Genomic DNA, 17,870 nt, shown 5'->3' on the forward strand with positions numbered 1-17,870 from the left:
GGGGCCGGTCAGATACCGGATGTTGGCCGCTCCGGTGAGCAGGAGCGCGCCCGTCGCGCCACCCTGCGCGGCGCAGCGCTCGCGCAGGGTGGCGCGTCGGGAAACGTGCACGTCGGACATAGCGTGAGCGTACGGCTACGGGCGCCACGAGGCCGTCCGGGCAGGGCCATGCGGGCGAGCCGGAACCGCGAGGAGGTCCACCTTGAGGGGCCGGGGCCCCGGGCAGCGGCCACCGCGGGCCGCGGGTGGCCGCGGAGCTGCCGACGCCGTCGCCACTACCAGTTCGGCGGACTGGTCAGACTGCGGGCCACGACGTCGTCGAGCATGCGCGCGGTGGTGGCCACGTCCTGTCGGGAATTGTCGATGATCGGCAGTCCCGAGCTGTACCAGCCGGCCATCCGGCCGTGGATGCTCGCCACTTCCTCGTCGGCCAGCCTCCGGTTGCCCGTACGGGCGGCGTTTCGCTCCAGGACGATCTCCAGCCCCGGCAGCAGCACCACCGGGATCAGTCCGGGCCCCACGTGCCGTTTCCAGCCGCCCAGGCCGATCACGGGACGGTCGGGGAAGACCGCGTCGTCCAGGATGCAGGAGATGCCGTTGGCGAGGAAGTTACGGGCGGCGAATCCGCACGTCCGACGGGCCAGGCGGTACTGGGCCTCGGAGTGGTCGTTCCACCCGGACTGCGGGTCCGCGAAGCCGGACCTGACCCATTCCCGTACGTCATCGAGGCTGATGTGCGCGGTGGGTACGGCCCGCCGCGCCGCCCAGTGCTTCGCGACGGTCGTCTTGCCCGCGCCAGCGGCACCGATCAGCAACACCGCCACGGCCGCGTGCGTAGCGTCCAGGGCTCCCGTGTCCGCCGTCGGATCGGGAACCTGTACGGGCGCCCCGGGGGGTAGCTGCACGTGTCCGGTCGAGTCGCCGGGCGCCGGACGGCCACCACCGGGTGCTCCCGGGGGCACCGCGCCGGGGGCGGACGGCGGTGCCGTCGGCGGCGCCTGGGGTGCGGGCACCGCGCCCCTGCTGTACCGTACATCCGCCCCCGGCGCGGTGCCCCCGGGAGCACCCGGTGGTGGCCGTCCGGCGCCCGGCGACTCGACCGGACACGTGCAGCTACCCCCCGGGGCGCCCGTACAGGTTCCCGATCCGACGGCGGACACGGGAGCCCTGGACGCTACGCACGCGGCCGTGGCGGTGTTGCTGATCGGTGCCGCTGGCGCGGGCAAGACGACCGTCGCGAAGCACTGGGCGGCGCGGCGGGCCGTACCCACCGCGCACATCAGCCTCGATGACGTACGGGAATGGGTCAGGTCCGGCTTCGCGGNGGGCCGACCATCGGGCGGAGGCACCTGCGGGCCGGGCGCCTGTCCGGCGAATCGCCCCGGGGGGAACGGTCGCTGAGCCCCGTACTCCTGCATCCGCGCCCCGATCCGTCTCGTGTGATTGTCAGAACCGAACGGTACCTTCCCCGCAGGGCTTCCGCCGCACGGGCCTGACCGGTCCACCAGGCTCGTCCCGACGAGTCGGCCCGCCCCAGGCCGTCCTCAGTCCGCTGGTGAGGGTTCGGTCAGGTCAGCCAGCGCACGCAGCGCGAGGGTGTACGAACCGATGCCGAAGCCGGCGACCGTACCGCTGGCGACCGCCGCCACCACCGAGGTGTGCCGGAACTCCTCGCGGGCGCTCGGGTTGGAGATGTGCACCTCGATGGCCGGTGCCGTGCGCTGCGCCAGGGCGTCTCGTAGGGCGTACGAGTAGTGGGTGAAGGCACCGGGGTTGAGCACCACCGGGATCGCACCGTCCGCCGCCTCGTGCAGCCAACCGACCAGCTCAGCCTCGTCGTTGGTCTCCCGCACGTCCACCGCCATGCCCAGTTCGGCACCGAGCGCGGTGCACCGCCGGACCAGTCCGGGATAGCTGGTGGCGCCGTAGACGTCCGGCTCGCGGGAGCCGAGCCGGCCCAGGTTCGGCCCGTTCAGTACGAGCACCCGTTGGGCGCTCACGCGGCGATCTCCGCGTGCGCCGCGAGCAGCATCGCCGGATCGGGCCCTTCCAGCACGGCCGGCCTGGCCAGTCCGTCGAGCACGATGAAGCGCAGCAGGTCCCCACGGGACTTCTTGTCCACCTTCATGGTCTCCAGCAGCTTCGGCCACTGGTCGCCGCGGTATGTCACCGGGAGTCCGACGGCCTGGAGCACGCTCCGGTGCCGCTGCGCGGTGGCGTCGTCGAGACGGCCGGCGATACGGCCGAGTTCCGCGGCGAAGACCATACCGACGGCGACCGCGGCACCGTGCCGCCAGTTGTAGCGCTCGTTTCGCTCGATGGCGTGCGCGAGGGTGTGCCCGTAGTTGAGGATCTCCCGTCGACCGGACTCCCGCAGGTCGCCGGCGACCACGTCGGCCTTGACCCGGATGGAGCGCTCGATCAGCTCGGCGGTGTACGGACCGTCCGGCCGGCACGCCGCCTCCGGGTCCTTCTCGATCACCTCCAGGATGGCCGGGTCGGCGATGAACCCGGCCTTGATGACCTCCGCCAGCCCGCTGACGTAGTCGTGCGCGGACAGCGACTCCAACGCGGCCAGATCGCACAGCACGCCGGCCGGCGGGTGGAAGGCGCCGACGAGGTTCTTGCCCTCGGCGGTGTTGATGCCGGTCTTGCCGCCGACCGCGGCGTCCACCATGCCCAGCACGGTGGTCGGTACGGCGATCCAACGCACTCCGCGCAGCCAGCAGGCCGCGACGAAACCGGCCACGTCGGTGGTGGCGCCGCCCCCGACGCCGACGAGCACGTCGCCGCGGGTGAACCCGGTCTGGCCGAGGGCCTTCCAACAGTACGCGGCCACCTCGACCGTCTTGGCCTCCTCGGCGTTCGGCAGCTGCACCGCGATCGCCTCGTAGCCCTGGGCCTCGAGGTCCTCACGCACCACCTGCCCGGTCTCGGCGAGCGCCTCCGGGTGGAGTACGGCGACCCGCTTGGCCTGGGGGCCGATGAGTTCCGGCAGTTCCCCGAGCAGTCGGTGCCCGACGAGCACGTCGTACGACGGGCCGCCACCGCTGTCCTCGACGGTGATCCGGGTGTGCGTGGGACTGGTCATGCCTGCTCGAACTCCAATGACTCCAGGACCGCCTGGGCGACCTGCTCGGGGGTACGCCCCTCCGTACTGACGACCGCGCGGGCGACCTCGGTGTAGAGCGGTCGTCGTTCCTCCATGAGGGCGCGCCACTGCTGCCGTGGGTTGATGGTCAGCAGCGGGCGCGGGGCGTCCAGCCCGACCCGCTTGACCGCGTCGGCGAGGGGCAGGTCGAGGAAGACCACCGGCAGCCCGGCCAGCCGCTCCCGGTTCGGCGCGGAGACGACCGCGCCGCCACCGAGGGCCAGCACTCCCGAGTGGTCCGCGACCGCGGCGTCCACCGCCGTGCGTTCCAGTTGACGGAAGTGCTCCTCGCCCTCGTCGTAGAAGATATCCGCGATGGGCTTGCCGGCCATGGCGACGACATCGGCGTCGGTGTCCCGGAAGGTGCCACCGAGCCGTTCGGCGAGCAGCCGGCCGACCGTGGACTTGCCCGCGCCCGGGGGGCCGACGAGCACTACGGCGGGGGTCACGAGATCTCCAGTCCGTCGAGGTAACCGGTGATGTTGCGCCGGGTCTCGGTCACGCTGTCGCCGCCGAACTTCTCGGCCACGGCGTCCGCGAGCACCAGGGCCGTCATGGCCTCGGCGACGATTCCGGCGGCCGGCACCGCGCAGACGTCGGAGCGCTGGTGGTGTGCCTGGGCCGGCTCCCCGGTGGCGACGTCGACGGTGGCGAGGGCACGGGGCACCGTCGCGATCGGCTTCATGGCCGCCCGTACGCGTAGCGGTTCGCCGGTGCTGAGGCCACCCTCCGTGCCGCCGGAGCGGCCGGAGGCCCGGCGGATGCCGTCCTCGGTGACGAGGATCTCGTCGTGTGCCCGGGACCCGGGCGTCCGGGCCAGTTCGAAGCCGTCCCCGATCTCGACGCCCTTGATCGCCTGGATGCCCATCAGTGCCGCGGCCAGCCGGGAGTCCAGCCGCCGGTCCCAGTGCACGTGCGAGCCGAGCCCCACCGGTACGCCGTACGCCAGCACTTCGACCACACCGCCGAGCGTGTCGCCCTCCTTGTGCGCGCGGTCCACCTCGGCCACCATCGCGGCGCTGGCCTCCGCGTCCAGGCATCGCACCGGGTCCTCGTCCAAGGCGGCGGCGTCCGAGGGCGCCGGAAGCGCTCCGTGCGGCGCGGCGGCCGCGCCCAACCCCACGACGTGCGAGACGAGTTCGATCCCGGCGGTGGCGTGCAGGTAGGACCGCGCGACCGTGCCGAGCGCCACCCGGGCCGCGGTCTCCCGGGCGCTGGCTCGTTCCAGGATCGGCCGGGCCTCGTCGAAGGCGTACTTCTGCATCCCGGCGAGATCAGCGTGCCCGGGGCGGGGGCGGGTCAGTGGCGCGTTACGGGCGAGGCTGGCGAGTTCCTCGGGGTCCACCGGGTCAGCCGCCATCACCCGCTCCCACTTGGGCCACTCGGTGTTTCCCACCTGCACCGCTACCGGCGAGCCGAGCGTACGGCCGTGGCGCACGCCGCCCAGGAAGGTCACCTCGTCGCGCTCGAACTTCATCCGCGCGCCCCGGCCGTATCCCAGCCGGCGCCGGGCCAGTCCGTCCGCCACCATGTCCGTGCTGACCGGCACTCCGGAGGGCAGTCCCTCCAGGGTCGCCACCAGCGCGGGTCCGTGGGACTCCCCCGCGGTCAGCCAGCGCAACCTGCTCAACGGTGCTCCTCGCTCTCGCGCCGTCGACCGGCGCCGTCCTCTGCCTGCCGCCGATCATCCCACGTACGGGACGCGTCCCGCCCCGCCGTCCGACCACCGGACGTCGGGTGCCAAGCCGAGCGGCCGGAACTCAGCCGACTCCGTCCGCGGGCCCGCCGGCCGCCCGCCGGCGGAGCGCGGCCTCCCCGGCCGCACGCATCGCGTGGACGGGCGCGGGGGTCCGCCCGGTCATCCGCTCGACCTGCAGCACCGCCTGGTGCACGAGCAGGTCCAGGCCCCCCAGCACGGCGCCGCCGCGACGGTCCCACACATCGGCCAACGGGGTGGGCCAGGGTTCGTAGAGCACGTCGAAGAGGGCCCCCGGGCCCTGGGGCACCGCCTCCGCGAGGCTGTCGGTGGCACCGGGCGGCGTGGTGGCGACGACCAGGGGCGCCGCCAGCGCCTCGGTGGCCCGCTCCCAGGGCACCGTACGCACGCGTACGCCGAGCCGGTCGCCCCAGCGCCGCATCTCCTGGCCCCGCTCCTCGCCCCGGACGTACGCGGTGACCGTGCCCGTACAGACACGTGCCAACGCGGCGAGCGCCGAGGAGGCGGTCGCGCCGGCGCCGAGCACCGCGGCGCTCTCCACCTGCCGCACGCCGCGCTCACGCAGGGCGGCCAGCATGCCCGGGACGTCGGTGTTGTCGCCGAGGCGACGTCCGTCCGGCGCGCGGAGCACCGTGTTCACGGCCTCCACCGAGGCCGCGGTGGCGCTGATCTCGTCGAGCAGCGGGATGACCGCGCGCTTGAGCGGCATGGTCAGGGACAGGCCCGCCCAGTCCGCGTCCAGCTCGGTGAGGAACGCGGCGATACCGCGCTCGTCCACCTCGAAGCGTTCGTACGTCCAGTCGTCCAGGCCCAGTTCCGCGTACGCGGCCCGGTGCAGCACCGGCGAGAGGGAGTGCGCGATGGGTGAGCCGAGCACCGCCGCGCGCCGTCGTACGGACATCAGCCGGAGTTCCGCTTCTCTCGTTGGTATTCGTTGAACGCCTTGACGTTCCGCAGGTGCTCGTCGTGGTTGTCAGTGAAGCGAGTGTCGCCGGGTTTCACGCTGACGAAGAACAGCCAGTCACCCTTGGTCGGCTCAAGTGCCGCCTCCATGGCCTGTTTTCCGGGATTGTCGATCGGACCGGGTGGTAGTCCCGCGTGCAGATAAGTGTTGTAGGGCGACTCGAACTTCGTGTCCTCGACCGTGGTGTTGAGCTTCGACTCACCCTTGGCGTAGTTGATCGTCGAGTCGAACTCCAGCTTCATGGGTTTCTCCAGGCGGTTGTAGATCACCCGGGCGACCTTGCCGAAGTCGGCGTCCTCCTGTGCCTCGGCCTGGATCAGCGAGGCGACCGTCACGGTCTCCCGTGGGGTCATGTCACGCTTCTTCGCGGCGGACTCCAGACCGAGCTTCTCGTACTCGGACTCGGCGCGCTCCACCATGTCCCGCAGCAGGCCCTTCGGAGTGGTGTTGTCCCCGACGGTGTACTTCGCGGGATAGAGCAGGCCTTCCGGCTTGCCTCTCGCCCACTTCGGCAACCCGAGGCCGCCCGCCTCGGCGGCTTTCTCGGTGGTGCCCTTCTTCTGCTCCAGCTTCTTGTCGATCAGCTCGTAGATCTCGGTGGCCCGCAGTCCCTCCGGCACGATGAGGCCGCTCTGGCTCTTCGGGTCGAGCATCATCTCGATGGCCGCGCTGGCGGACATCTGCTTTTGCAGGGTGTAGACCCCGGCGTGAATTCCAGCGGACTTCGTGTTCTCGTCCGCGGCGTCCACGAAGGCGTCGTGGCTCTTCACCACGCCGGATTTCTTCAGAATGTTCCCCATATCGGACAGTGACGACCCCTTCGGAATCTCCACCTGTACGGTTCCGCTTCCGTTTCCGGAATAGTCCGGCGCCGGGCCGAACCGGGACTCGTAGAACTGGTAGCCGAAGTATCCGAGTGTGCCGACACCGCCCGCGAGCAGCACGGTGACGACGAGGCACGCGCAACCGCTGCGGCGCTTGCCACCCCGCCGGCCACGGCGGTCGTCACCGTCCTCCGCGTCGGCACCACCGTCGTCCGGGTCGTCCCCACCCGCGAAGAACGCGTGCTCTCCCTGGTCGGGCCCCGGGTCCCAACCGGTCTCCGGGTCGGGGAAGCCAGCGCCGCCCGGGCCAGCAGGGCCAGGGCGCGCTGTCTGCCCTGGTTCCCCCGTGGAGTGGTAGCCGGGATGCTGACCCGTGCCGTAGACGTGCGGCTGCGGACCGGTACCGTACGGGTCCGCGCCGCCCTGGGCCTCCCAGCCGGCGTACGGCTGCTGCGCCGGGTGGTAGTGACCGCCACTCTGGTACGCCTGCTGCTGGTGCGGGTCGTGGTACGGCTGGTCCTGGTATCCCCCGCCGGGGAAAGCCTGGCCCTGATAGGAGCTCTGGTAAGGATCCTGGTAGTACGCGTCCGGCGACCCGGCGAAGCCCTGATCCTGGTGCGCGGGGTACTGCTGGTACTGATAGCCCTGGTACTGCTGATCGTACGACTGTTCGTACTGCTGGCCAGTGTACGGCTCCCACCCGCCCTGCTGTGCTGCGGGCTGGCCACCGTCCCATCCCGGGTCCCCGTACAACGGGTCCTCGGGATGCCACGGTTGGGAGCCCGGGCCCCGGCCATACTCAGTCATCGATCCCCTCGCGCCATGGAGCGGCAGCGGTCCTGTGCCGTGCCGCGCGATGCTACGCGGTCGCACGACCCCGAACTGCCCGCCTGTGCGGCAGGTGTTCGAACCGCTGCCATGTCGCGCGGCACGTTACCGCATCGCGATCAGACAACCACTTCGACGCACTGGCCTGGCGGCTGCCCGGAGGTGCGTTCGGTCTCCAGCGCGGAGCGCAGGATGACCACCGCGGCGGCCTGATCGACGCGTGAGCGCCCCTTCTTGCTGCTGACCCCGGAGTCCCGCATCTCCCGCGCCGCCGTGACGGTGCTCATACGCTCGTCCACCAGACGCACCGGCACCGGTACGATGCCACGAGCCAGTCGCTCGGCGAAGGCGCGCACCTTGGCCGCGGCCGGGCCCTCCCCACCGTTCAGCGAGCGGGGCAGGCCGACGAGCACCTCGAGTGGCGCGTACTCCTCCACGAGCGCCGCCAGCCGCCGGTGGGCAGCGGGGAGGTCGCGGCCCGGCACGGTCTCGAGCGGACTCGCCAGGAGCCCGTCGGGGTCGCTGCTGGCGACCCCGATCCGGACATCCCCGACGTCCACCGCCAGGCGTCGACCACGTCGCATCAGGCGCTCTCCGTCACCTGGCGCTCCACCGCCGCCATGGCCTGCTCGACCGCCTCCGGGTCCTGGCCCCCGCCCTGGGCGAGGTCCGGCTTGCCGCCACCACCACCGCCCAGCGCCTTGGCGGCCGTACGCACCAGGTCGCCGGCCTTCAGACCACGGTCACGTGCCGCGTCGTTGGTGGCGATGACCGTCAGCGGACGCCCGTTGGTCACGGTGAACAGCGCCACCACCGCGGGCCGGCCGCCCTGGATACGCCCCCGCACGTCGAGCACCAGGGTACGGAGGTCGTCGGCGGCGGTGCCGTCCGGCACCCGGCCGGCGGCCAGTGCCACGCCCCGTACGTCCTTCGCCTCCTGGGCGAGGCCGGCGGCAGCCTGCAGCACCTTCTCGGCGCGGAACCGCTCGATCTCCCTCTCGGCGTCCTTGAGTCGGCCGAGCATCCCCGAAACCTTCTCCGGCAGCTCCTCCGGCTTACCCTTGATCAACTCGGTGAGCTGAGAGACGACGGTGTGCTCACGCGCCAGGAAGTGATAGGCGTCCATGCCCACCAGCGCTTCCACCCGGCGTACCCCGGAGCCGATGGAGGACTCCCCGAGCAGCTTCACCAGCCCGAGTTGAGCGGTGTTGTGCACGTGGGTGCCGCCACACAGCTCCTTGGAGAAGTCGCCGATGCTCACCACCCGCACCTGCTCGCCGTACTTCTCACCGAACTCCGCGAGCGCGCCCTGCTTCTTCGCGTCGTTGAGGGACATCACCTCGGCGGAGACGTCGAGCTCCCGACCCAGGACCTCGTTGATCCGCTGCTCGACGTCCAGCAGCACCCCGCCCGGCACGGCGGAGGGTGAGCCGAAGTCGAAACGGAACCGGCCCGGGGCGTTCTCCGAGCCCGCCTGCGCGGCCGTGGGGCCCAGCGCGTCCCGCAACGCCTGGTGCGTGAGGTGCGTGGCGCTGTGCGCCCGGGCGATCGAGCGGCGCCGGTTCAGGTCGATGGAGCAGTACGCGCCCGCGCCCACCGTCACCTCCCCGACCTGGACCACGCCCTTGTGCACGCTCACTCCGGGCACCGGCTGCTGCACGTCCCGCACCTGCACGACCGCGCCGTCGACCAGCCGGATGCGCCCGGTGTCGGCCAGCTGACCGCCGCCCTCGGCGTAGAACGGCGTACGGTCCAGGACCACCTCGACCTCGTCGCCCTCGTGTGCGGCCGGGGCGCTGACGCCGTCGACCAACAGACCGAGGACGGACGCCTCACCCTCGGTGGCGGAGTAGCCGGTGAACTCGGTGGTCCCGGTGGCGTCCGCCACCTGTCGGTAGGCGGACAGGTCGGCGTGCCCCTGCTTCTTGGACTTGGCGTCCGCCTTGGCCCGCTCCCGCTGCTCCCGCATCAACCGCCGAAAGCCCGCCTCGTCCACGGAGAGGCCCTGCTCGGCGGCCATCTCCAGGGTGAGGTCGATCGGGAAGCCCCAGGTGTCGTGCAGCAGGAACGCCTTGTCGCCGGGAAGCACCGTGCCGCCCCCGGAACGGGTCTCGGTGACCGCGCTGTCCAGAATGTTGGTGCCGGCCCTGAGGGTCTTCAGGAACGCGGCCTCCTCGGCGACCGCGACTGTCTCGATACGTTGGTGGTCCTCGACCAACTCCGGGTACTGCGGCCCCATCGCCCGGACCACGGTGTCGGTCAGCTCCGCGACGGTGGGCCCGGCGGCGCCGAGAATGCGGATGTTGCGGATGGCCCGGCGCATGAGGCGGCGCAGGACGTAGCCACGACCCTCGTTGCCCGGTGTGACACCGTCTCCGATGAGCATGATGGCCGTACGAATGTGGTCGGCGGCGACCCGCAGCGAGACGTCGCTGTGGTCACTCGCGCCGTAGCGCACCCCGGTCAGCTCGGTGACCTTGTCGATGACCATCCGAGAGGTGTCGATCTCGAAGAGGTTGGGGACGCCCTGCAGGATCATCGCCAAACGCTCGAGGCCGAGGCCGGTGTCGATGTTCTGCTTGGGCAGATCCCCGAGGATCGGGTAGTCCTTGCCTTCGCCGGCGCCGCGCTCGTACTGCATGAAGACCAGGTTCCAGATCTCCACGTAGCGCTCGTCGTTGACCGCCGGGCCGCCCTCCGGGCCGAGTTCGGGACCGCGGTCGTAGTGCACCTCGGAGCACGGGCCGCAGGGCCCCGGGACGCCCATGTCCCAGTAGTTCTCGTCCTTGCCCATCCGCTGGATGCGCTCCGCCGGGACACCGACGAGGTCCCGCCAGATCCGCTCCGCCTGGTCGTCCTCCTCGTAGACCGTGATCCACAGCCGCTCCGGGTCGAGGCCATAACCGCCGGCCTGCTGGGAGGTGGTGAGCAGCTCCCAGGCGAACTTGGCGGCGCCTTCCTTGAAGTAGTCCCCGAAGGAGAAGTTTCCGCACATCTGGAGGAAGGTGCCGTGCCGCGTGGTCTTGCCGACCTCCTCAATGTCCGGGGTCCGCACGCACTTCTGGACGCTCGTGGCGCGGTCGTACGGAGCCGCGGCCTCGCCCAGGAAATACGGCTTGAACGGCACCATGCCCGCGTTGACCAGCAGCAGCGTCGGGTCGTCCGCGATGAGTGACGCCGACGGCACGACGGTGTGCCCACGCTCCTCGAAGAAGCGCAGCCAGCGGCGGCGGATTTCAGCCGACTCCATCAGTGGTCCTCTTTCCGATCGTACGGGTGTGCTGGGAGTGCCGGATATGTCGTGTCGCCCCGCGCCGGCCCCGGTCCGGGCCGCGCCTCGCCGAGCCCCGGCCGGGGCTGGGGCCGGGCGGGAAGCACGGGGTGCTCGGCGTCCATGGGAGCCTGCAGGCCGAGCGCGTCGTTGAGTTCGTCCTCGCGCTGCACCATGCCGGTGCGCACCTCGAGCGCGAAGTCACGCATCCGGTGACCGGTCTCGACCGCCTTGTCGGCGGCACGCGCGCCGAGCGACTCCGGCGTCAGGCTACGCAGCTTGCGATTGACCTTGGTGGTGGCCCACACTCCGGCGGCGGCGCCGGTGGTGAACCAGAAGGCACGTCGGAACATGGCGCGGATCAGCCCCTTCCCCGGCCGCGTCCGGCACGACGGGCGCCCGGCACCGTACGCCCCGGAACGATCTTACTGCGGCGGCCGGAGTCGGCGGTGCCACCTGTCGGTTGCTGCTCGCGGCCCAGAGCTCGACGCACGCCGTACCCGAAGGACGCCACCTTGACCAAGGGGCCGCCGAAGACGGAGGAGACCGTGGTGGACAGCGCGGAGGCGTTGGAGGTGACCTCCTGGACGTCACTGGCGATGGTGTCCACCTTCTCCAGCTGACTCTGAGCCGACCGCACGGTCGCGGAAGCCTCTCCGAGCAGCGGAACCGCTCGCTCCGTCACGCCGGTCACCAGCTTGGTCGCCGCCCTGAGCGTCTGTGCGAGCCTCACCAGAACCACGGCGAGGAACGACACCAGGATCGCCCAGAAGACGGCCACGAGGAGGCCGGCCACTTCTCCACCGGACACGCTGCACCGCTTCCTTCGGGTCGTACGGGGTTGGTCAGTCGCCGTCTCCCGGTTCGGTCCGCTCCCGGTACGCGGCGGGATACCGACCTTATCGCGCCGGAGGCGGGCATCCGTACCGCGTTTCCGCTCCCGTCCGCACGGGAAGCGGGAGTTCGACCGACCGCTCGGACCGCGCCGTACGACGGAGCGGCCGGGCGCCGTACCGACAGCGGCCTGTCCGTACGGCGCCCGGGTAGCCGCGTGCCGTGCTGGTCAGCGGGCGTAGTACTCCACGACCAACTGCTCGTCACAGACGACCGGGATCTCCTTGCGGTTCGGGTCCCGATCCAGCCGGAACGCCAGCGCCTCGAGGTTCACCTCGAGGTACCGCGGGGTCTCTCCGTCGGGCGCGTACCCGCCCTCCCGGGCGACCAGGAACGGGTGCTTGGCGCGGCTCCGCTCCCGCACCCGCACGACGTCGTCGGGGCGGATCCGCACGGAAGGCTTGTCCACCTTCCGGTCGTTGACGGAGATGTGACCGTGCACCACCATCTGACGCGCCTGGTAGATGGTGCGGGCCAGCCCCGAGCGCAGGACCAGTGCGTCCAAGCGGCGCTCCAGTTCGACGATCAGGGCCTCGCCCGTCTTCCCGTCGACCTTGCGCGCGCGGTCGTAGGCACGCACCATCTGGCGCTCGCTGATGTCGTACTGTGCGCGGAGCCGCTGCTTCTCCAGCAGCCGCACCTTGTAGTCGCTGCTCTGCTTACGGCCACGGCCGTGCTGCCCGGGCGGGTAGGGGCGCTGCTCGAAGTACTTGACGGCCTTCGGGGTCAGCGCGACACCCAGCGCGCGGGACTTCTTGATCTTGGGACGCGACTGGTTCACGGTGAACAGACCTCGCATTCATTAGGTGAGCCTTACCTTAGTTGAGCGTCGCGCATACTTCTACCGGGACCCCCTTGTCCACCGCACCCGACGTGCGGGACCGGGTCAGCCGCGTCCCATGGAAGGCGCCCGACGGCGGAGCGCCGTCGAGCGCGTACGAACACTCGCGCGGTCCAGCGTAACGGGCGCGCCGGTTATTCCGCGTGGCCACGATCACTCGTCCCGGGGACGCTCCCCCGCGGTCCGGCCGCTTCCCCCGGACGTCTCCGACTCGCCACGCAACCGCGCCCGGACCCGCTGGGCGACCTCGGCGTACCGTGCCTCAGCGCCGTGACGGGTCGGGGCGTAGTACCGCTTGCCGTGGACCGCCTCCGGGGCGTACCGCTGCGCGGCGATCCCGCCGGGCAGATCGTGCGGATACTGGTAGCCGCTGCCATGCCCCAGGGAGGCCGAGCCCTTGTAGTGGCTGTCCCGCAGATGCGCGGGCACCGGTCCGGCCAGGCCGGCCCGTACGTCCGCGAGTGCCGCGTCGATCGCCGTGCACGCGGCATTGGACTTGGGCGCCAGAGCCAACGCGATCGTGGCGTGGCCGAGCGTGATCCGAGCCTCCGGGAAGCCGATCATCGCTACCGCCTGGGCCGCCGCGACCGCCGTCTGCAGCGCGGTCGGATCGGCCAACCCGATGTCCTCGCTGGCGGCGATCATCAGTCGGCGTGCGATGAATCTCGGGTCCTCCCCCGCGGCGATCATCCGGGCGAGGTAGTGCAGGGCGGCGTCCGCGTCCGAGCCGCGGATGGACTTGATCAACGCGCTGGCGACGTCGTAGTGCTGGTCACCGTCCCGGTCGTACGTCACCGCCGCGCGGTCCACCGCCTCCTCCAGGGAAGCCAGCGACACGCTCGACTCGCCCTTCGCCAGCGCCGCGCCGGCGCCCGCCTCGAGGGCGGTGAGCGCTCTGCGGGCGTCACCACCGGAGATCCGCAACAGATACGCCTCCGCGTCGGCGGGCAGTTCCACTGCTCCGCCCAGCCCCCGCTCCTGGGAGACCGCGGCGCGCAGCAGCCCACGCACGTCCTCCTCCTCCAGCGGCTCCAGGGTGAGCAGCAGGGAGCGGGACAGCAGCGGGGAGATCACCGAGAAGTACGGATTCTCGGTGGTCGCCGCGATCAGCGTGACCCAGCGGTTCTCCACGGCCGGCAGCAGCGAGTCCTGCTGGGCCTTGCTGAAGCGGTGGATCTCGTCCAGGAAGAGCACGGTCTCGGTGCCGTACGCGCCCGACGACCGCTTGGCGCTCTCGATGACGGCACGGACCTCCTTGACCCCGGCGGTGATCGCCGAAAGCTCGACGAACCGCTTGTCGGTGGCCTGACTGACGACGTACGCCAGGGTCGTCTTGCCGGTGCCGGGCGGTCCCCAGAGCAGCACCGAGGAGGGTCCGGCCGGCCCCTCCCCGCCCGCGGCGACCAGCCGGCGCAGCGGCGAGCCGGCGTGCAGCAGGTGCTCCTGGCCGACCACCTCGTCGAGCGTACGAGGGCGCATCCGCACCGCCAGCGGACTGACGGTCGGATCCTTGGCTCGACGATCCTCGGCGGCTGCGGTGAACAGGTCTGGCTCCACCCGCGTAACCCTAAGTCACAGCACTGACAGTCCGCTCATCGGTCGGCTCACGCGGAACGGACGGTCCCGGTCAGCTCGTCCAGAAGTCCCACCAGCGGGTGAGCACCAGCATGCCGATGACCCCGACGTGCAGCACGGGAACCACCCAGTGGAACTCGCCCACGACGCCTTTCAGTCCCCCGGACGCGGGGAGCATGCCCTGCCGCATGTTGTGACCGGTGACGTACCAGAACGCGAAGATGGTGGCGACCCAGGCGAGGCAGCACCACAGGCAGAGCGAGTTGATCTCGTACAGCGACTGGTACTGCAACCACGTCACGAAGAGCACGCCGAAGAGGCAGCCGGCGTTCAGCGTGAGCCAGTACCAGCGGGGGAAGCGTGCCCCGGCCAGCAGGGTCACCCCGACACAGATCAGGATGCCGTACGCGACCAGGCCCAGGATCGGATTGGAGAAGCCGAAGACCGACGCCTGGTCGCTCTCCATGATGTTGCCGCAGGAGACGACCGGGTTGAGGCTGCACCCGGGGGTGAAGGTGTCACCCTCCGCCTTGGCCTCGAGGATCTTGGTCTTGTCCACCGTGATGACCCAGGAGGCGAGCAGACCGGCCGCGCCACTGACGATCAGCAACCAGGCCAGCCCCGGACGGGCACCCACCGCACCCCCCGGCGGCCGGTCCGGGTGAGCCCGAGCGTTGGCGAGTGGCGCGGTGGTGGTCATGGGTGATTCGTCCCGTCGTACCTCGACAGCAGAGCGGCGTCCATTATGGACCAACCACCCCCGGATTAACCGACCTTCCCGCGCAGTGCGGTAGCCACTCGATCGAGTGGTACGGGGCTCTGTTCCCCGGTCGCCAGGTCCTTGAGTTGGACCAGGCCCTCGGCGAGGTCGCGTTCACCCAGGACGAGCGCGACCGCGGCGCCCGAGCGGTTGGCCGACTTCATGGCGTTCTTCAGGCCCTTGCCACCGTAGGCGAAGTCGGCGGCGATCCCCTCCCGGCGCAGCGCCGTGACGACTCCGAACAGCACCCGCCGCGCCTCGTCACCCAGCGGCACGGCGAACACCCGCGGAGTCGTGGACAGATCCAGCTCGACGTCTTCCTTCCGCAGCGCCAGGACCGTACGGTCCACGCCGAGCGCCCACCCCACCGAGGGCAACGCCGGCCCGCCGATCATCTCGGAGAGACCGTCGTAGCGCCCGCCCCCGCCGATGGCGGACTGCGAACCGAGGCCGTCGTGCACGAACTCGAAGGTGGTTCGGGTGTAGTAGTCGAGCCCGCGCACCAGCCGCGGGTCGTCCTCGAAGGTCACGCCCGCCGCACGCACCAGCTCCCGCACCTGTTCGTGGTATGTCTTGCAGGACTCGCACAGGTAGTCGCCGACCAGCGGGGCGCCGGCCAACTGCTCGCGTACGCTCTCCCGTTTGTCGTCGAGCACCCGCAGCGGGTTGATGTCAATCCGGTGGCGGGTGTCCTCGTCCAGGTCGAGCTGACGCAGGAAGTCCTGCAACGCCGCGCGGTACACGGGCCGGCACTCCCGGTCACCGAGGGAGTTGAGCAGCAGCCGGAAGCCGCGCAGGCCAAGTGAGCGGTACGCGTCATCGGCCAGGATGAGCAACTCGGCGTCCAGCGCGGGGTCCTCAGCCCCCAGGGCTTCCGCGCCGACCTGCGAGAAGTGCCGGTAACGGCCAGCCTGCGGACGCTCGTAGCGGTAGTACGAGCCGGAGTACCACAGCTTCACGGGCAGGGCGCCACGGTGCAGACTGCCCTGCAGCGCGGCACGAAGCACCGAGGCGGTGCCCTCGGGACGCAGCGCCAACTCGGTGCCGCCCCGGGTGGAGAGCGTGTACATCTCCTTGGAGACGATGTCGGTGGACTCCCCGACTCCTCGGGCGAACAGCTCGGCGTGCTCGAAGCCCGGGGTTTCGACGTAGCCGTAGCCGGCCCGCAGCAGCGGCGCGGCCAGGGCCTCGCGCACCGCGAGGAACTCGGCGGAGTTGGGCGGAAGCAGATCGTAGGTGCCCTTAGGGGCGGAGAAAGCGTTCACGGGGTTCTTGGTCACATTCCTCGTCGGGCGGCGCTCGCGTCTCCGCCAGGCCCGCCGCCGGGTTCGCCGGCGGAGACCTCCCGTAGGAAGGGATTGGTGGCGCGCTCACGGCCGATGGTGGTCTGGGGCCCGTGTCCGGCGAGCACCACGGTGGAGTCCTCCAGCGGCAGGCAGACGCGTGCCAGCGAGCCAAGGATCTCGTCGTGGTCACCACCGGGCATGTCGGTACGTCCGATGGAGCCGGCGAACAACAGGTCGCCCGAGAACAGCACCGGCGGAACATCCGCCTGCTCGGGCATCCGGAAGGTCACCGACCCCTTGGTATGCCCGGGCGCGTGCGACACGGTGAGCTCCAGGCCCGCCAGGTCCAGCCGTGCGCCGTCGGTCAGTTCCGCCAGGTCGTCCGGCTCCCCGATGGTCAGCTCGCCCATCAGCGGCTGTCCGATGACGCGACCGATCGCCTTCTCCGGGTCGCTCATCATGTAGCGGTCGGCCGGGTGAATCCAGGCGGGCACGTCGTGTGCGCCGCACACCGGGACCACGGAGGCCACATGGTCGATATGGCCATGGGTGAGGACCACCGCGACCGGCTTGAGCCGGTGCTTGGCGACGGTCTCCGCGACGCCCTCGGTGGCCTGATGGCCCGGATCAATGATCACGCACTCCTCGCCAGCGGCGGGGGCGACCAGATAACAATTGGTCCCCCAGGCCCCGGCGGGGAACCCGGCAACGAGCACGATCGTCCTTCGTCCGACGGTGAAACTGCTGACTGATTGTCCGCGAGCCTACCGGTGCTGGTACGGGCGCCGCGAACCCGTAATACGGTACTCGCCAAGTCAGTCCTCACCCATGTACGTACGCTGTGCCGAAGGAGACGACCCGTGGTCAGCAGTGAGCAGCGCCGCAAGCAGCTCGCACGCGAGAAGTTCCTGCGTCAGCAGGAACGCCGTGCCGACGCCCGGCGCAAGGCCCGGATTCGCAACTCGCTCATCGCCGCCGGAATGGCGCTCGCTCTGGCGGCGGGCGGGGCCTATGCCGCGACCGGCGGTCTGAACGGCGACGAGGAGTCCAAGGAGAACGCCGCGGACAAGCCCAACAAGCCCAGCAAGGCGCCTGATCCGTGTGACGATCCCGCGAAGGGCAAGCCGAACGGCAAGCAGTGGGAGAAGGAACCGAAGCTGGCCATCGACGAGTCGGCGTCGTACGAGATGACCCTGCAGACCACCTGCGGTGACATCCCCATCGAGATGGACGCCGAGAAGGCGCCTCACACGGTGAACTCCTTCCGCTTCCTGGCCGACGAGAAGTTCTTCGACCACACTCCGTGTCACCGCCTGACCACGGACAAGCAGCTCGGTGTGCTGCAGTGCGGCGACCCGACCGGCCGCGGGATGGGCGGCCCGGGCTACACCATCCCGGACGAGAACCTCGATGACCCTCGGTTGAAGGGCGGGGTCTACCCGGCCGGCACGGTGGCTATGGCCAACACCGGGAAGAAGGACAGCGGCGGCAGCCAGTTCTTCCTGGTGCACAAGAAGAGCAAGCTGCCCCCGAAGTACACCCCGTTCGGCACGGTCTCGGAGTCCGGCATGAAGGTGCTGCAGAAGATCGTCAAGGCGGGTACCGCCAACGGCGCCCCGGACGGCCCGCCGAACGCCACCGTGATGATCGACAAGGCGCGGGTCACGAAGGGCTGACCCCCGGCGCCGGGGGTGCCCGTGTCGGGAACGCCCTCGGTGCCGGGTCGGGAATTTCCACCACGCTGGATGCGGACAGCGTG

Annotated in this window: 17 protein-coding genes; 1 reads left to right on the forward strand and 16 read right to left on the reverse strand. The window is 70.7% G+C overall.

All coding sequences use genetic code 11. The features are described from left to right. Positions 1 to 275: 275 nt before the first annotated feature. The 16 genes from AN216_RS27325 to AN216_RS18725 all read right to left on the reverse strand — a co-directional run bounded on the left by AN216_RS27325 (position 276) and on the right by AN216_RS18725 (position 16,827). Positions 276 to 1,280 carry an AAA family ATPase gene (locus AN216_RS27325; RefSeq protein ID WP_420855766.1) on the reverse strand — a complete coding sequence of 335 codons (1,005 nt, stop codon included), beginning with the start codon at positions 1,278 to 1,280 and terminating at the stop codon, positions 276 to 278. A 264-nt stretch (positions 1,281 to 1,544) separates the two neighbouring features. After that, positions 1,545 to 2,000: a type II 3-dehydroquinate dehydratase gene (gene aroQ / locus AN216_RS18655; RefSeq protein ID WP_070197851.1), complete on the reverse strand. Its 456-nt coding sequence runs from the start codon at positions 1,998 to 2,000 to the stop codon at positions 1,545 to 1,547. Continuing rightward, positions 1,997 to 3,091, reverse strand: a complete 1,095-nt coding sequence (gene aroB, locus AN216_RS18660; protein ID WP_070197852.1) for a 3-dehydroquinate synthase — start codon at positions 3,089 to 3,091, stop codon at positions 1,997 to 1,999. The genes aroQ and aroB overlap by 4 nt, the downstream gene beginning before the upstream one ends. Next, positions 3,088 to 3,600 carry a shikimate kinase gene (locus AN216_RS18665; RefSeq protein ID WP_070197853.1) on the reverse strand — a complete coding sequence of 171 codons (513 nt, stop codon included), beginning with the start codon at positions 3,598 to 3,600 and terminating at the stop codon, positions 3,088 to 3,090. The genes aroB and AN216_RS18665 overlap by 4 nt, the downstream gene beginning before the upstream one ends. Next, positions 3,597 to 4,781 carry a chorismate synthase gene (gene aroC / locus AN216_RS18670; protein WP_070197854.1) on the reverse strand — a complete coding sequence of 395 codons (1,185 nt, stop codon included), beginning with the start codon at positions 4,779 to 4,781 and terminating at the stop codon, positions 3,597 to 3,599. Before aroC ends, AN216_RS18665 begins: the two co-directional genes overlap by 4 nt. Before the next feature lie 130 nt (positions 4,782 to 4,911). Continuing rightward, complete coding sequence (locus AN216_RS18675) at positions 4,912 to 5,769, reverse strand: shikimate dehydrogenase (RefSeq protein ID WP_070197855.1); 858 nt, start codon at positions 5,767 to 5,769, stop codon at positions 4,912 to 4,914. After that, on the reverse strand, positions 5,769 to 7,463 hold the full coding sequence (gene mltG / locus AN216_RS18680; protein ID WP_070197856.1) for an endolytic transglycosylase MltG: 1,695 nt from the start codon (positions 7,461 to 7,463) through the stop codon (positions 5,769 to 5,771). Before mltG ends, AN216_RS18675 begins: the two co-directional genes overlap by 1 nt. Positions 7,464 to 7,603: 140 nt before the next feature. Then, on the reverse strand, positions 7,604 to 8,068 hold the full coding sequence (gene ruvX / locus AN216_RS18685; RefSeq protein ID WP_070197857.1) for a Holliday junction resolvase RuvX: 465 nt from the start codon (positions 8,066 to 8,068) through the stop codon (positions 7,604 to 7,606). After that, entirely contained in the window at positions 8,068 to 10,734 is a 2,667-nt protein-coding gene (gene alaS / locus AN216_RS18690; RefSeq protein ID WP_070197858.1) for an alanine--tRNA ligase, read from the reverse strand. Before alaS ends, ruvX begins: the two co-directional genes overlap by 1 nt. Continuing rightward, on the reverse strand, positions 10,734 to 11,108 hold the full coding sequence (locus tag AN216_RS18695; RefSeq protein ID WP_070197859.1) for a DUF6167 family protein: 375 nt from the start codon (positions 11,106 to 11,108) through the stop codon (positions 10,734 to 10,736). Before AN216_RS18695 ends, alaS begins: the two co-directional genes overlap by 1 nt. A gap of 8 nt (positions 11,109 to 11,116) precedes the next feature. Further along, the gene (locus AN216_RS18700; protein WP_079166746.1) at positions 11,117 to 11,566 is read right to left on the reverse strand and encodes a DUF948 domain-containing protein; all 450 of its coding nucleotides are present in this window, start codon (positions 11,564 to 11,566) and stop codon (positions 11,117 to 11,119) included. Positions 11,567 to 11,818: 252 nt separating this feature from the next. Further along, positions 11,819 to 12,430: a 30S ribosomal protein S4 gene (rpsD, locus tag AN216_RS18705; protein WP_244502527.1), complete on the reverse strand. Its 612-nt coding sequence runs from the start codon at positions 12,428 to 12,430 to the stop codon at positions 11,819 to 11,821. A gap of 213 nt (positions 12,431 to 12,643) precedes the next feature. Then, positions 12,644 to 14,047 carry a replication-associated recombination protein A gene (locus tag AN216_RS18710; protein WP_070197862.1) on the reverse strand — a complete coding sequence of 468 codons (1,404 nt, stop codon included), beginning with the start codon at positions 14,045 to 14,047 and terminating at the stop codon, positions 12,644 to 12,646. A gap of 70 nt (positions 14,048 to 14,117) precedes the next feature. Further along, positions 14,118 to 14,765 (reverse strand): vitamin K epoxide reductase family protein, encoded by a 648-nt coding sequence (locus AN216_RS18715; RefSeq protein WP_070197863.1) that lies wholly within the window; start codon positions 14,763 to 14,765, stop codon positions 14,118 to 14,120. A 65-nt stretch (positions 14,766 to 14,830) separates the two neighbouring features. Then, entirely contained in the window at positions 14,831 to 16,090 is a 1,260-nt protein-coding gene (gene hisS / locus AN216_RS18720; protein ID WP_070197931.1) for a histidine--tRNA ligase, read from the reverse strand. Between the two features lie 11 nt (positions 16,091 to 16,101). Then, positions 16,102 to 16,827 (reverse strand): MBL fold metallo-hydrolase, encoded by a 726-nt coding sequence (locus AN216_RS18725; protein ID WP_070197864.1) that lies wholly within the window; start codon positions 16,825 to 16,827, stop codon positions 16,102 to 16,104. Positions 16,828 to 16,971: 144 nt separating this feature from the next. Here AN216_RS18725 and AN216_RS18730 point away from each other — a divergent pair, with 144 nt between their 5' ends. Continuing rightward, entirely contained in the window at positions 16,972 to 17,787 is an 816-nt protein-coding gene (locus tag AN216_RS18730) for a peptidylprolyl isomerase (protein ID WP_070197865.1), read from the forward strand. Positions 17,788 to 17,870: the final 83 nt, after the last annotated feature.

This window comes from Streptomyces oceani (genome assembly GCF_001751245.1).
In the GTDB taxonomy this organism is placed as follows: Bacteria; Actinomycetota; Actinomycetes; order Streptomycetales; family Streptomycetaceae; genus Streptomyces; species Streptomyces oceani.